Below are 13,995 nucleotides of genomic sequence, written 5' to 3' on the forward strand. Positions count from 1 at the left end.
GCCCCGGCCCGGGGCTCAGCCGGCGGCCAGCAGCTGCTCCAGGGCGAGGGCCGCGGCCGGGTGCCGGCCGAGCAGGGCGGCTCCCGCCGGTGCCGCGGACCGCCAGGGCTCCGTGCAGCCGAGCAGTTCGGCGAGCGCGTCGCAGCTCGCCGGGTGCGCGGCCAGCAGGGCGCTGCCCGCCGGGCCTGAGCGACGGGCCCCGGCCGCGGCCGGCGCGGGGGCGGCCAGCCACGGCGGTACCCAGGAGTCCAGCGCGTCCAGGCGGCCGGGGACGATCCGTCCGGCCTCGCGGATCAGCAGCGGGGCGAGCTCCGCGCCGTCGGTGCGCAGCGTGCCGATCAGGGTGGGCAGCCACGGCAGCAGCACCGGGTCGGGGAGCCGGGCGAAGGCGTTGGAGACCGCCTCGACGACGAAGTCGGTCAGCGCCGGCACCGGTTCCAGCGAGTGCAGCAGACCGCTGAGGTAGCGGGGGTAGGCGGGCAGCACGAGCGGGTTGCCGAGCAGGTCGTCGCAGCGGCTGCGCAGGTCGGCCCGGGTGAGCCGGCCGAGCTGCACCTGCGCCGCCCAGAGCAGTGCGGTCTTCGCCGGGTCGTCGGGGTGGGACTGCGCGACGGCCAGCTCCAGCTGGGTACGGTCGCAGCCGAGGGAGAGCGCCAGGCCCTCCATGCTGAACAGGAACCCGAGCATCGCCGCGACCTGGCGCACGGTCGCCGTCTCGTCGGCGAACGCCGTCGGCAGCAGGGTGCAGTAGTGCGCGTAGCCGGTCTTGGCGAACTCCTCGATCCAGGACGGCAGCTCGGGCTCGCTGGTGCGGTAGTGCGCGAGCAGCCGGCGGACCCTGCGGAGCACCTCGGGGGCGCTGTCGACGCTGCGCTCGGTGGCGAGCGCCTCCAGGGCCCGGGTGCCGAGTTCGTCGGCGAGCCGGCGGCTGCGCAGCAGCAGCGTGGCGTCCTCGACGGTGCGCAGGACGACGGCCGCGGTGGCCCGGGGGTCGTGGGCCTCGCGGCGCAGCCGCTGCTCCAGGACCTGTTCGAGGCTGACGCCCTCGTAGCCGAGCTCGATCAGCGCCCGCTGGTGGGTGCCGAGCGCGAGGTCCCAGGACTCCTGGATGGAGCGCTCGCCGAGGGTGCGTGCGCCCATGATCGGGCGGGCGGCGCCGGCCGGGAGCAGGTGGCGCAGCATCCACAGCACGTCGCTGCACTGCTCCAGCTCGGGCCGGGAGGCGATGTCCAGCAGGGCCCGTTTGACACCCCGCTTCTCCAGGTCGAGGCCGAGCGGGGCGAGCCGGTCGTGCACGTCGCGGGCGAGCGGCGGCAGGGACTCGTAGCCGACCTGGCCGATCCGGTCGCCGCCCATCAGGCTCTCGACGAGGCGGCGGACGTCGCGCCGGCCGGGCACGGTGTCCTTCTCGATGCAGGTGACGGCCGCGTCCTGGAAGTCGTACGGCGTGGGCTTGGCCCGGTCGCGCATCCCGGCGAGCAGGATGGACGTCTCGAACACGGCGATGGCGTCGGCGGTGGAGGCCAGGTAGCCGTGGCGGCGGGCGGAGCGCACGATCTCCACCGACCAGCCGAGCAGTTCGGCCTCGTCAAGGCGGTCGAGGACGGGCGGCTGCTGCAGGAAGCCGGAGAGCCGGTCTCCGCCGGCCGCCGGCTCCTGCCGGTCGGGCGCGGGGGCGGCGGCCTTCTTCGCCGCGGACCTCCCCGTCGCGGTCTTCTTCGCCGCGGTCTTCTTGGCGCCGACCTGGCCGGCCAGCCGGTAGGGCTGGACGCCGGTGCGCTTGAGGTTCTTGGCCCAGACCGTTGCGGCGATCGACACCGAGCCCGCGGCCAGGCCGAACTGCGCCTCGATCGCGGCATGGCTGGAGGGGATCAGGCCGTACCGCCAGGTGGTGCCGGTGCGCGGGCCGACGGTGTAGGTGTCGGCACCGTGGACGCCGAACTCCGCGACCCGGCTGGCCGCGTGGAAGGCGCCGCAGACGTAGAGGCAGTCCGCGGGGTCGGTGCCGGTGGCGGCCAGGTGATCGCGCATCCTGGTCCACATGTAGCGCTCGCGGTCCTCGTCCACCGTGACCCGGTGCGGGTCGCCGGGCGCCAGCCGCCGGAAGAGGCTGCCGATCAGCAGCATGACCTGCCGGTAGGTGTCGTGGTCGGCGTCGCCGAGCGGCGTCTCGACGTACTGGTGCCACCACTCCGACCAGTGCCGCACCCGGCCGTGGCGCAGCAGGTGCTCTTCCAGTTCGGCGAAGCGCGGGCGCAGGTCGCCGATCTCGACGCCGACCGCGTCGCCGTGCAGCGCGGCCTCCTCGGCGGCGGGCGGCGCGTCCGGGTCGGCGGGGTCGGCGGCGGGGGTGTCGCGCGGCTGCCACTGGAAGACGTGGTCCGAGGAGCGGTCGACCAGGACGAGTTCGACCCCCGGGGTCTCCAGGGCGTACGCGATGGCCTGGTACTCGGCGGACGCCTCGGTGACGGGGGCGACGACCGACAGCGGGGCCCAGTCCGCGGGGAAGCCGTCGATCTCGCTGGCGAACGCCTGGACGGCCACCGGGAGCCGGCAGTTGCGCAGCTCGGTGAGCAGCGGCTGCATGTCCTCGCAGAGCTCCAGGTACACCACCCTGGGCTGCTTCTCGCGCAGCCGGCGGGCCATCGCGGTCGCCGAGGCGGGCGAGTGGTGGCAGACCGGGAAGATCTCCAGCGGCTCGCGGACGGCGCGGTCGACGTCGTCGACCAGGCCGAGCAGGATGCCCTCCAGGGCGTCCGGGCCGCCGGCGAACCGGGCGGCGGCCTCCTGGAGCTGGGTGCGCAGGGAGCCGAAGGCCCCGTCGGGCCGGGCGGCGCCGGCCCGTTCCGGCGCCGCGGCGGGCTGGACGGCGCTCATGCGAGGGTGGCGATCGTGTCGCGGCCGCCGTCGAGGAACTCGGGCCAGTCGCCGCCCTCCTCCTTGCTGCGCGGCTCGACGACGCCGTGCAGGTACTTGTTGAGGATGGCGAGGTCCTCCGGGTCGCGGCGGGCGAGCGAGCCGACCAGCGAGGAGGCGAGGGTGCGGGCGGTGAGGGTGCGCTCGCCGAAGAAGTTGCCGTGCAGGATCGCGTCCTCCAGGACGCCGATCTGCTCGGCGGTGGAGAGGGCGGACTCCAGCTTCTCGTCGTCGCTGCCGGCCGCGGCGGAGGAGGCCCGCAGGTCGGCGAAGGACTGCAGCAGCACGTCCAGCAGGGTGGGCGGGACGTCCAGGTCGATGGCGTGCCGGCGGAGCAGCTCCCCGGTGCGGAAGCGGACGATCTCCGCCTCGCTCTTCCGGTCGGTGACGACCGGGATGCGGACGAAGTTGAACCGGCGCTTCAGGGCGGAGGAGAGGTCGTTGACGCCGCGGTCGCGGCTGTTGGCGGTGGCGATGACCGAGAAGCCGGGCTTGGCGAACACGATGCCGTCGGAGTCGAGTTCGGGCACCGAGATGTACTTCTCGGAGAGGATCGAGATCAGCGCGTCCTGGACGTCGCTGGTGGAGCGGGTCAGCTCCTCGAAGCGGCCGATGGCGCCGGACTCCATCGCGGTCATGATCGGCGACGGGATCATGGACTCCCGGGACTGGCCCTTGGCGATCACCATGGACACGTTCCACGCGTACTTGATGTGGTCCTCGGTGGTGCCCGCGGTGCCCTGGACGACCAGGGTGGAGTTGCGGCTGATCGCGGCGGCCAGCAACTCGGCCAGCCAGCTCTTGCCGGTGCCGGGGTCGCCGATGAGCAGCAGGCCGCGGTCGGAGGCCAGGGTGACGATGGCGCGCTCGACGATCGAGCGGTCGCCGAACCACTTCTGCCGGACCTCCCGGTCGAGGCCGTCGGCGCGCTCCGAGCCGAGGACGAACAGCCGGATCATCTTCGGCGACAGGCGCCAGGTGAAGGGCTTGGGGCTGTCGTCGATCGACTCCAGCCAGTCGAGCTCCTCGGCGTACTTGATCTCGGCGGGGGCGCGGAGCAGGTCGGACATCGGGTCGCCTTTCTGGGCGGGTGCGGGTGCGGAGGTGTCGGGGCGGGGCGGCGCCGGGCGCCGGCTCCCGCGGTCAGGTGAGGAAGTTCTTGAGCTCGTGGACGAGCTTGCGGATGTGGCCGGAGATCACCGGGGTGCCCTGGTCCTTGAAGCGTTCGCGGAACCACGGGTTGACGCTGCCGCGGCCGGCGCTGGTGACCGAGCCGACCGGGATGAACTTCGCCCCGGAGCGGTGCACGGCGGCCATCTGTGCGAACAGCTCCTCGCTGCGCCACTCGTAGAAGTCGGAGATCCACACCACCACGGTGTTGCCGGGTTCGGCGATCTTCGGCTGGGCGAGGGCCATCGCGACGGTGCCGTCGGTGCCGCCGCCGAGGTTGGTGCGCAGCAGCGTCTCGAAGGGGTCCTGCACCCACGGCGTGAGGTCGACCGCCCGGGTGTCGTACGCGATCAGGTGGACGTCCACCTTGGGCAGGCCGGCGAAGATCGAGGCCAGGATGGTGCAGTTGACCATGGAGTCGACCATCGAGCCGGACTGGTCGACGACCACGATCAGGCGCTGCGGAGTGGTCTTGCGGACGGTGTGCCGGTAGTAGAGGCGGTCGACGTAGAGCCGCTCCTCCTCCGGGCTCCAGTTGGTGAGGTTCTTCCAGATGGTGCGGTCGAGGTCGAGGTTGCGGAAGACCCGCTTGGGCGGGACGGAGCGGTCGAGCTGACCGACCGTCGCCTTCTCGACCTGGGTGCGCAGCACCTCGGCGACCTCGTCGACGAAGCGCCGGATGAGGGCCTTGGCGTTGGCGAGCGCGACGCCGGAGAGGTTGTTCTTGTCCCGCAGCAGCTGTTCGATCAGCGACATGCTGGGGGTGAGCCGGGCGGCGAGCTGCGGGTCGGCCAGGACTTCGCGCAGGTGCATGCGCTTGACCAGGTCGGCTTCGAGGTTCGCCAGGTCGGGCCCGATCTGCGGGAGCAGGGCGGACAGGTCGGGGTTGCCGCGGTGCCCGCCGGGGCCGGTGCCGGCAGTGGGGCGCGCGCCGGGGCGGCCGGAGCGCAGTTCGCCGGGGCGGCAGCCGAGGGCGCGCTCCAGCCAGCCGGCGTCGGCCTGCCACCGGGAGAGCTGCTCGGCGGAGACGGTGCCGGTGCCGGTGGCGTAGGTGTTGAGCAGGACCTTGGCGGCCAGGGCGGCGCGGCGGACCTCGGCGGAGCGGTCGCGGGCGCCGTCCGGCTCGGGCTCGGGTGCCATCAGGCCGTCGAACTCGGCGGCCAGTTCCGGGTGGCGCTGGACGATCGAGTCGATGGAGGTCTGCGGGTCCAGCAGGCCGGCGGGCAGGCCGATGTCCTCGACGACGGCCAGGCTCGCGGACTCCAGGGCGGGCTGCTCCTCGGGGTCGAAGAGGCGGGCGAGGAGGCGCCAGTAGAGGGCCTGCCGGCGGTTGGCGTCGGCGTCCGGGCCGTGGACGGCCGGGGGCGTGGCGTCGGCGGCCGGTGCGGCGGGGTCTGCGGCCGGTGCGGTGGGGTCTGCGGCCGGTGCGGTGGGGTCGGCGGGGTGGGTCATGTCCGCAGCAGCTTCCCGGCGCGCTCGCGCAGCACCTGGACGGCGTCGGTGGCGGCCTTCTCGCCCTTGGCGCCGACCTTGTCGTCGGTGCCGCCGGCCCAGGCCCCGGCGTGCAGGGCGACGGTGCGGCGCTTGACGGTGGCCTCCACGGCGAGCGGCTGGAGGCTGAACGCGCCGGCGTCCCAGCGCAGCAGGCCGATGCAGGCGGTGGAGGCGGCGACGGCCTCCGGGGTGAGCGGCCCGGCCGCGGGGATGCGGTCGGTGTCGACGGTGATCCGGTGCCCGGCGAGGGTGAGGGCGAGCACGCCGTCCTCGGTCTCCACGGCGTAGCCCTCCAGGAGGACGGGCTCCGCGATGCGCACCGGGTGCCGTTCCAGGGCGGGGACGGCCGGTGCGGTGGCGCCGGCCAGGGCGACCCGCGCGGTGGCGAAGGGGTCTGCCGGCGCGCCGGGGCGGGCGTGCGCCTCGTCCCAGAGCAGGTCGCCGCCGACGGTGACCGGCATGTCCGCCAGGTCCATCGAGCGGCCCTCGCCGGCGGCGGCCAGCAGCGACAGGTGCGGGCGCAGCAGCTGCCAGACGCCCGCGCCGAGCACGGTGTCGGGCTTGGGCACCGAGACGGAGGCGCGCACCAGGCGGGGCGCGCTGCCGTCGGCGGGTTCGAGGACGGCGTGCACCTGGGCCTGGGCGGCGGTGGCGTGCTCGTGCAGGTCGACGCCGAGCGGCAGCAGCCGTCCGGTGGCGGTGCCGACGGGGGCGGGGGCGAGGGCGCCGGGCCGGGTGAGCAGCACCGCGCGGGACCACAGGTCGGCCCAGCGGCGTAGCGGGATGCGCTCCAGCGCGGTGCCGGGGCAGCAGGCGGCGAGTTCGGCGGCGAAGCCGTCCAGGAGGGCGGCGAGGCGGCGCAGCGGCGGTTCGGGGAGCAGCGCGGAGACGATCGGGGCGGCGGCGCCGACCAGGTCGTGGTCGATGCCCTGCCAGCCGGCGCGGGCCAGGTCGGCGAGCCAGGCGCGGGCGGCGGCGAGCACGTTGGCCGCGCCGGCCGCCTCGGCGGGGGCGCCGGCGGTCTCCTCGGCACGGGTGCGGCCGGCGGCCTCCTGGATGCGCTCGGTGAGCGCGTCGTGGACGGCGCCGAGCAGGGCGGCGCGGGCGGCGGCGAGGGCCAGGAGGTCGTCCTCCACGGCCGTGCCGGCTGCCGCCCGGTCGGCCGCGTCGGCGACGCGCGCGGCCAGCGGGGAGCCGGCGACGGCGTCGGCGAGGGCTTCGAGGCCGGCCGCCTGGGCGGGCTGGGGCCGCACCAGGCCGCCGACGAGGGCGCGGTCGAAGGCGTCGACGGCGGCGAGGGCCTCGTCGAGGCCGGCTATCGGGTCGGTGAGCAGGTCGGTGCGCATCACGCCACCGCCCTGGTGGGCGGGAACCACTGGAGGTCGGGCAGCGGGTCGGTGGTGGGGGCGAGCTCCAGGTAGGCGAGGTGGCGCAGGAAGCGGCTGAAGACGCCCGCGGCGGCCGAGGCGTCGGCCTTGGCGGGGCGGGTGGCGGCCATGGTGCGGGTGAGCTCGGCGGCGGCGGGCCCGGGGGTCGCGGTGTCGACCCGCAGGTAGCGGGCGACCCGCTCGGCGCCGTACTGCAGGACGGCCTCGTCGACGAGCGAGGCGAGGTGCTTGCAGAAGCCGCCGTGCGCGCCGCCGCAGGGCCGGTTGTTGTTGGTGCTGCAGGCGAAGGCGTACGTGCCGGCGGCGATCGACGAGACGTAGACGCGGCCGATGTCCGAACCGCTGGACACGACGCCCTGCAGGCGTCCGTCGGCCAGTTCGACGAAGGGAACCTTGGCGAGCTTGCGCGGCCTCGCGGGTGGGATCACCCGGGCCGTGCTCGCCTGTTCCCAGGCAGGCAGGGACACACCTTCTCCAATGGTCATGGGGGGCTTCGTGCCGGAGCGGTGCTCCGGCCATGGGGAAGAACCTACTGGTGATCACTGACAGCGGGCGGCCGGCCGGGGCCGTCCCGAATTGCTTGACATCCTCAATTGTTCAGGTCTACCGTCTTTCATATTGCTTGAGGACCTCAACCATCGAGCATGTGAAAACTTCTCGTTCAGGAGCGCGACCATGAAGGCCATCACCTACCGCAGCTACGGCGGACCGGACGTCCTCGCCTACGGGGACGTGCCCGACCCCAAGCTCGGCCCCGACTCCGTCCTGGTCCGAGTCGCGGCCGCTTCGGTGAACCCGGTCGACTGGAAGATCCAGGCGGGCTACCTGGACGGCGTGCTGGACGTCGTCTTCCCGGTCGTCCCGGGCTGGGACCTTGCCGGGGTCGTCGAGCAGGTCGGCGTCGGCGTCACCGAGTTCGCCCCCGGCGACGAGGTGATCGGGTACGTCCGCGAGGACATGGTCCGCCGCGGCACCTTCGCCGAGTACGTGGCCGCGCCCGTCCGCACCCTGGCCCGCAAGCCCGCCGAGCTCGACTTCGCCCAGGCCGCCGGGCTGCCGCTGGCCGGCCTCACCGCCTTCCAGGCGCTCACCCGCGCCCTGGAGGTCAAGCCCGGCGAGACGGTCCTGGTGCACGCCGCGGCCGGCGGGGTCGGCTCGCTCGCCGTCCAGATCGCCGTCGCGCTGGGCGCCCGGGTGATCGGCACCGCGAGCGAGCGCAACCACGACTTCCTGCGCGGCCTCGGCGCCGAGCCCGTGGCGTACGGCGAGGGCCTGGCCGAGCGGGTGCGGGTGCTCGCCCCCGAGGGCGTGGACGCGGTGCTCGACCTGATCGGCGGCGACGCCCTGCAGCTGTCGCCCGCGCTGCTCGCCGAGGGCGGTCGGCTCGCCTCGGTGGCCGACGGCGCCGTGCTCGCGCTGGGCGGCCGCTACGTGTTCGTCCGCCCGGACAGCGCCGACCTGACCGCGCTCGCCGACCTCGCGGACGAGGGCCGGCTCACCGTCGAGGTCGCCGCGACCTTCCCGCTGGAGCGGGCGGCCGAGGCCCAGCGCCTCAACGCGGCCGGCCACACCCGCGGCAAGATCGTCGTGACCGTGCCCTGACCGGCGCCTTCCGGCCCGCCGCCCCACGGGGTGCGCGGGCCGGGACCGGCCGCTCCCTGACGCACCGCCAATTCCCTTGATCCACCCCCTTGTCGGGGCCGGTCCGGTCGGTGAATCATGACAGGACTTCAGCGGACCGGGAGGCGGACACGTCATGGGCTCCGTGGTGACCGGCACGCGGACCCCGGACGGCACAGCCTCCGCCGGCCGCGGCCAACTGGTGGTGTTCCTGGGCGCCAAGGCGGTCTCGGACATCGGCTACGCGCTCGACTTCATCTGCCTGTCCGTCTTCGTCTGGGAGCGCAGCGGATCCGCCCTGTCCACCGGACTGGTGAGCGTCGCGCTGTACGCGGGGGCCATCGCCGGCGGCCGGCTCGGGCACCGCTACGGCGACCGCTGGGACCGCCGCCGGGTGATGATCGGCGCCGACCTGGTCCGCGCGGTCGTCCTGGCGATGCTCGCCCTGCTGCCCACCGGGGCGCAGGGCTGGTGGCTGTACCCCGCGGTACTGCTGGTCGGCGCCGGCCGGTCGGTCTTCGAGGCCACCCTCTCGGCGGCGACCCCCGTCCTGGCCGGACCGCTCACGCAGACCGTCAACAGCGTGCTGGCCGGCCTCAAGGGCGTCGCCTTCCTGGTCGGCATGGGCCTGTCCACCGTGGTACTCCCGCTGGTCGGCTACCGCGGCGTCTTCGCCCTGGACGCGGTCAGCTACACCCTCTCCGCCGCCGTGCTGCTCGCCCTGCGGATGCGGATGCGCGAGGAGGGCGGGAAGGCCGCCCGCACCGCCGGCGGACCGGCCGGCTGGCCGGTGCTGGTCGCCGCCGGCGTGGCCGGCCTGGTGGCGCTGCGCGGGCTCGACGCCTTCGGCTCCTCCTCCCAGCACGTCGGCCTGCCGATCCTCGGCAGCGAGCTGCGCCCGGACGAACCGGCCGCGGTCTCCGGTGCGGTGTGGGCGGGCTGGGCCGCCGGCCTGCTGCTGGCCAGTTTCGTCCTGCGCCCGCTGGCCAAACGGGTCGTCGACCGGGCGCCCGCCCTGGTGTACTGCCTGGCGACCGTGCTGATGTCGCTCGGCTTCATCGGGGTGTTCTGGCTGGACGGCTGGTGGCCGCGACTGCTGGCGGCGGCCGCGGCCGGGGTCGGCGACGCGCTGAGCGAGATCACCTACAAGCAGTCCCTGCAGCGACTGCCCGACGAGCGGCGCGGACGGGCCTTCGGGCTCTCCCAGATCGTGGTGAACGCCGGCTTCATGTCCGGCCTGCTGGTGACCAGCGTGGTGCTGCAGCCGTCCTGGGTGGCCCCCTGGGTGCTGCTGCTGCACGGCGTCCCGATGCTGGTGGCCGGCTGGATGGCGGTCACCGCCGCCCGGGCCCTGCGCACCCGCCAACCGGCCCCGGCGGCCCCGTGAGCGCCCCCCGCGCCTACCTGGACCACGCCGGCTTCGGCCGGCTCCGCCCGCCCGCGCTCGCCGCCATGCGCACTGCCCTGGACGAGGTCCTGCCGTACGGGAGCGGCGAGGTGGGCCGGCTGTTCGGCGCCCGGAACGCCGCGCGGCGCTCCGCCGCCCGGCTGCTCGACTGCGCCCCGGAGGAGCTCGCGTTCGTCCCGAACACCTCCAGCGGCATCCACCTGGTCGCCGACGGCCTGGACTGGCGGCCGGGTGACCGGATCGTGCTGTTCGACCGGGACTTCCCCGCCAACGTCCGCCCCTGGCAGCGCCTGCGGCGCCACGGCGTCGAGCTGGACCTGGTGCCGATGCGCGGCGGCGGCCACCGGGCGGCGGACCTGGCCGCGGCGATCCGGCCGGGCACCCGGCTGGTCGCGGTCAGCCACGTCAACTTCGCCACCGGCTTCCGGATCGACCTGGACGCGGTCTGCGCACTCGCCGCCCGGGCCGGCGCCCTGGTGTGCGTGGACGCGGTGCAGAGCCTCGGCGCGCTGCCGCTGTCGCTCGCCGCGACCCCGGTGGACTTCCTCGCCGCCGGCGCCCACAAGTGGCTCGGCGGGCCGCCCGGCACCGGGCTGTTCTACTGCCGGGCCGACCGGCTGGAGCTGCTGCGCACCACGCCCACCGGCTGGTTCGGCTACCAGGGCGCCGCCGAGGTGACCGGCGGACTGCCCGGACGGCTGCGCTACGACCTGCCCGAGAAGCCCGGCACCGCGCGCGTCGAGGGCGGCATGTACGACCTGGTCGGCATGGCCGGGCTGGCCGCCGCGCTGGCCGAGCTGGAGGAGGTCGGGATCGCCGCCGTCGGCGCGCGGGTGCTCGCCCTGGCCGACCGGCTGCGGACCGGCGTCGCCGCCCTCGGGTACCGCCCGGCCGCGCCCCCGGACCCGGCCGCGGCGTCCGGGATCGTCAGCTTCACCGATCCGGACCGGCCGAGCCTGCAGATCGTCGAGCAGCTGGCCGCCGACGGAATCCAGGTATCCGCGCCGGACGGCCTGGTCCGGGTCTCCCCGCATTTTTGGACGACTGATGAAGAAGTCGCGGCGATTCTGTTCGAACTCGGTGTGCGAAAGTCTTGACGGCCTCCCGCCGACGCGCCGAGAATAACGCTCAGCTCGCTCCGCCCGCCCGAATATTCGGGCGGATTCGCCGAATGAGAGGAGTTCCGCCATGGCCTACGAGACGTGGGAATCGCTGGAGGACGAGGTCGAGATCAGCACCGGTGCGGCCGACTGCTGGACCTGCCTGCTGGACGACGCGACCTGATCGTCGAGTTCACCGGCATGCCCCGCGGCACGGTAGCGCTGCGGGGCATGCCTCCGCATTCCGGAATATGGGGGGTGAATGCCGAGTGAACCGGTGGCAATTCAGTCGCGGAATCGTCGGCGTGAACGCACCGAGCTGGTTGACCTTCGAGGTCCACCGGCCCTGGTTCGACGGCGCGGAATCACCGGGGACGGCCATTCAGGCGCGTTCTTCCATTCTCGCCGCGCGGCGTTTCGAGCAGCGCTCTCCGAACGCGCTGAGATTTGGCATGACCATGCCGTCGAGTTTTCGCCGACTCCTCGTCGAGGAATCCCGGCTGACCGCCTACCGGGCCGCCGAGCCGACCGACCTGCCCGAGGAGCTCGCCTCCCCCGCCTGGCGCCGACTGGCCGCGGCGTACCGGCGGCACGAGGAACTCGACCCAATCGACCGGGCCGGCCTCGCCCACTGGCTCGTCGCCACCTGCCTGCACTCCGCCGTCCTGCGGATCGCCCCCGCCGACCTCGACCCGGCCGCCTGCCGGGACGCCGTGACGGCCGGACTCCAGGCCGCCCGGGCGGTCGCCCTCTTCAGCACCGAGGGCCTCTCCGAACGCACCGCCGCCGCGTACCGGCCGCTGGTCGACCACCCCGCGCCCACCGTCGCCCACGTCCAGGCCGTCGCCGGCTGGGGCTACCTGCTCGCCCGGCACGCCGGCGACGACTCCGCCGCCCCGCTGCTGCTGGCCCGGGCCCGCGACCTGCTCAAGGCCCTCACCGACGAACTCACCCCCTTCGAGCACGCCGTGCTCACCGCCCGGCTGGCCCTGCGCGAGGTCATGCACGCCGAACGGCAGCAGGACTTCACCGGCGCCCGGGCCCTGCTCAGCGACGTCCGGGACGCCGTCGCCGACCTCACCGCACCCGACCCGGACGACGCGCTCGTCCTCCTGGAGACCCGGCGCCGACTGCTCGACCGGCACCTGGAGATGGCCGTCCGGCTCGGCGACACCGCGACCGAACGGGCCGCCCTCGCCGAGGGCCTCGCCCTCGACCCCACCGATGTGAAGATCCGGATGCAGGCCGCCCAGGCCCACGAACGCGCCGGCGACCACGAACAGGCCCTGGCCGGCTACCTGCACGCCGCCCGGCTCGGCCCCTACGGCACCGCCTTCGCCCTGCTGCGGGCCGCCCGCAGCGCCCGCGAACTCGGCCACACCGAGTTCGCCCGGGTCCTGGACGAACGCGCCTTCCGGGCCGCACCGCGCGCCCGCGCCACCCGCGAGGCCCTGGTCGACACCTGCCGTCGCGACGGCGACGAGCCGCTCGCCGAGCTGGTCGAACGCGCCGCCACCCGCGAGCCCGAGCGCCCGTACGCCAACAACTGGCACTACCGGATGTACGGCGCGTACTTCAACCTGGGCACCTCCGAATCGCCCGGCCTCTACGCCGACCTGCCCAACCTGGCCTACGAGTTCGCCGAGCGCGGGGAGCGCCCGGACGTCAACTGGCAGCGCCTGATGCCGCCCGCCTTCCGGGGCAACCTGATCCGCGAGTCCGGCCTCACCGAGTTCGCGGTCGCCCACCCCGCCGACCTGCCCGCCCGGCTGCGCACCCCGCGCTGGGAGCAACTGTGCACCTGGGTATCTGACTTCGACACCCTGGACACCGAACAGCGGCACCGGGTCGGCGTGGTGCTCTACCGGATCGGCTTCGCCCGGCTCGTCCTGGAGCTCATCCCCGCCGTCCCCGTCGAGGAACTGCGCACCCCCGCCGAACTGCGGCTGCACCACTGGCGCGACCTGGTCCGGTACGTGGCCGCCGTCGGCACCCGGGTCGCCACCCCCGACACCTCCTTCGCGATCGCCGCGCACCCGGCCTGCCCGACCCATCTGCGGTTCGTCATCGCGGTGTTCGCCGTGGTGTTCCACGCCCGCGAGACCCGCTCGGTCGAGGAGGCTGAGCGGTGGCGGGCCGTCGGCGCCGACGCCCTGGCCGAACTCCTCGCCGACGACGGCTACTCGCCGTTCGAGAAGGCCATGCTGGAGAGCCGCTTCTACCGCAGCGTCAGCTTCGTGCCGTTCATGCGCAAGGACCGCTCCCGGCTCGCCGACGACATGGACCGCGCCGAGGAACTCGCCCGCGCCGTCCCGGCCGAGGGCCCCTACCAGGAGTTCCTGAAGCGCGAGAACCTGCGGGCCTGCGTGGAGAGCCGCTCCAAGGAGTGCTACGCCTTCGACGAGGACGACCGCGGGGACCGACTCGTCGCCGAAGCCCTGGCCCTCGACCCGTACGAGCCCAAGACGCACATCGAGGTCGCGGAGAGCCTGCTGCGGCGCGGCCGGCACCGCGAGGCCGCCGACAGCTACCTGCGCACCGCCCGGCTCGGACCGGTCTCCACCGCACTCGGGTACGCCGCCGCCGCCGAGTGCTTCCGGCAGGCCGGCCTGCCCGTCCTCGCCGAGGACTGCTACCTCCAGGCGCTGCGGCTCGACCCGTACGCGGTCTCGGCCGCCCGCGGCTGGGCGGCGGTGAGCGGCGGCGGCCCGGACGGGGACGGCACGACGAGCGGGGACCTCGGCGAGGGGGACGGCACGGGTGGCGGGGACGGCACGGGCAGCGTCGGTCCGGCGGGCGGGATGGCCGGGTTGGCGCGCGCGTACCTGACCGGGCTGGAGGCCTGGGGGGCCGCCCGCCGGGTGGCCCGGCAGTCCGCCGGCTGAGCGGCCGGGAACGA

The 13,995-nt window shown here is 74.6% G+C and carries 9 protein-coding genes; 4 read left to right on the forward strand and 5 right to left on the reverse strand.

Annotated features, from left to right (window positions below; genetic code table 11):
- Window positions 1-15 precede the first annotated feature (15 nt).
- The 5 genes from ACWGB8_RS24320 to ACWGB8_RS24340 all read right to left on the reverse strand — a co-directional run bounded on the left by ACWGB8_RS24320 (window position 16) and on the right by ACWGB8_RS24340 (window position 7,453).
- Window positions 16-2,877: a hypothetical protein gene (locus ACWGB8_RS24320; protein ID WP_452215685.1), complete on the reverse strand. Its 2,862-nt coding sequence runs from the start codon at window positions 2,875-2,877 to the stop codon at window positions 16-18.
- Window positions 2,874-3,986: an ATP-binding protein gene (locus ACWGB8_RS24325; protein ID WP_452215686.1), complete on the reverse strand. Its 1,113-nt coding sequence runs from the start codon at window positions 3,984-3,986 to the stop codon at window positions 2,874-2,876. The genes ACWGB8_RS24320 and ACWGB8_RS24325 overlap by 4 nt, the downstream gene beginning before the upstream one ends.
- Window positions 3,987-4,059: 73 nt before the next feature.
- A complete protein-coding gene (locus ACWGB8_RS24330) occupies window positions 4,060-5,538 on the reverse strand; it encodes a VWA domain-containing protein (protein WP_452215687.1) in 1,479 nt (492 codons plus the stop codon).
- The gene (locus tag ACWGB8_RS24335) at window positions 5,535-6,956 is read right to left on the reverse strand and encodes a hypothetical protein (protein ID WP_452215688.1); all 1,422 of its coding nucleotides are present in this window, start codon (window positions 6,954-6,956) and stop codon (window positions 5,535-5,537) included. The genes ACWGB8_RS24330 and ACWGB8_RS24335 overlap by 4 nt, the downstream gene beginning before the upstream one ends.
- A complete protein-coding gene (locus ACWGB8_RS24340; RefSeq protein WP_452215689.1) occupies window positions 6,926-7,453 on the reverse strand; it encodes a hypothetical protein in 528 nt (175 codons plus the stop codon). The genes ACWGB8_RS24335 and ACWGB8_RS24340 overlap by 31 nt, the downstream gene beginning before the upstream one ends.
- Before the next feature lie 190 nt (window positions 7,454-7,643).
- Between ACWGB8_RS24340 and ACWGB8_RS24345 the strand changes: the two genes are divergently transcribed.
- The 4 genes from ACWGB8_RS24345 to ACWGB8_RS24360 all read left to right on the forward strand — a co-directional run bounded on the left by ACWGB8_RS24345 (window position 7,644) and on the right by ACWGB8_RS24360 (window position 13,981).
- Window positions 7,644-8,570 carry an NADP-dependent oxidoreductase gene (locus tag ACWGB8_RS24345; RefSeq protein WP_452215690.1) on the forward strand — a complete coding sequence of 309 codons (927 nt, stop codon included), beginning with the start codon at window positions 7,644-7,646 and terminating at the stop codon, window positions 8,568-8,570.
- Between the two features lie 154 nt (window positions 8,571-8,724).
- A complete protein-coding gene (locus ACWGB8_RS24350) occupies window positions 8,725-9,975 on the forward strand; it encodes an MFS transporter (protein WP_452215691.1) in 1,251 nt (416 codons plus the stop codon).
- A complete protein-coding gene (locus ACWGB8_RS24355) occupies window positions 9,972-11,093 on the forward strand; it encodes an aminotransferase class V-fold PLP-dependent enzyme (protein WP_452215692.1) in 1,122 nt (373 codons plus the stop codon). Before ACWGB8_RS24350 ends, ACWGB8_RS24355 begins: the two co-directional genes overlap by 4 nt.
- Window positions 11,094-11,548: 455 nt before the next feature.
- A complete protein-coding gene (locus ACWGB8_RS24360; protein WP_452215693.1) occupies window positions 11,549-13,981 on the forward strand; it encodes a hypothetical protein in 2,433 nt (810 codons plus the stop codon).
- The last annotated feature ends 14 nt before the right edge of the window (window positions 13,982-13,995 follow it).

The organism is Kitasatospora sp. NPDC054939 (genome assembly GCF_053610105.1).

Excerpts from the sequence above, each read along its gene's own strand:
- ACWGB8_RS24325 (WP_452215686.1), bottom strand. The coding sequence starts at position 3,986 with ATGTCCGACCTGCTCCGCGCCCCCGCCGAGATCAAGTACGCCGAGGAG.
- ACWGB8_RS24340 (WP_452215689.1), bottom strand. The coding sequence starts at position 7,453 with ATGACCATTGGAGAAGGTGTGTCCCTGCCTGCCTGGGAACAGGCGAGC.
- ACWGB8_RS24345 (WP_452215690.1), top strand. The coding sequence starts at position 7,644 with ATGAAGGCCATCACCTACCGCAGCTACGGCGGACCGGACGTCCTCGCC.
- ACWGB8_RS24350 (WP_452215691.1), top strand. The coding sequence starts at position 8,725 with ATGGGCTCCGTGGTGACCGGCACGCGGACCCCGGACGGCACAGCCTCC.
- ACWGB8_RS24360 (WP_452215693.1), top strand. The coding sequence starts at position 11,549 with ATGACCATGCCGTCGAGTTTTCGCCGACTCCTCGTCGAGGAATCCCGG.
- ACWGB8_RS24330 (WP_452215687.1), bottom strand. The coding sequence starts at position 5,538 with ATGACCCACCCCGCCGACCCCACCGCACCGGCCGCAGACCCCACCGCA.
- ACWGB8_RS24320 (WP_452215685.1), bottom strand. The coding sequence starts at position 2,877 with ATGAGCGCCGTCCAGCCCGCCGCGGCGCCGGAACGGGCCGGCGCCGCC.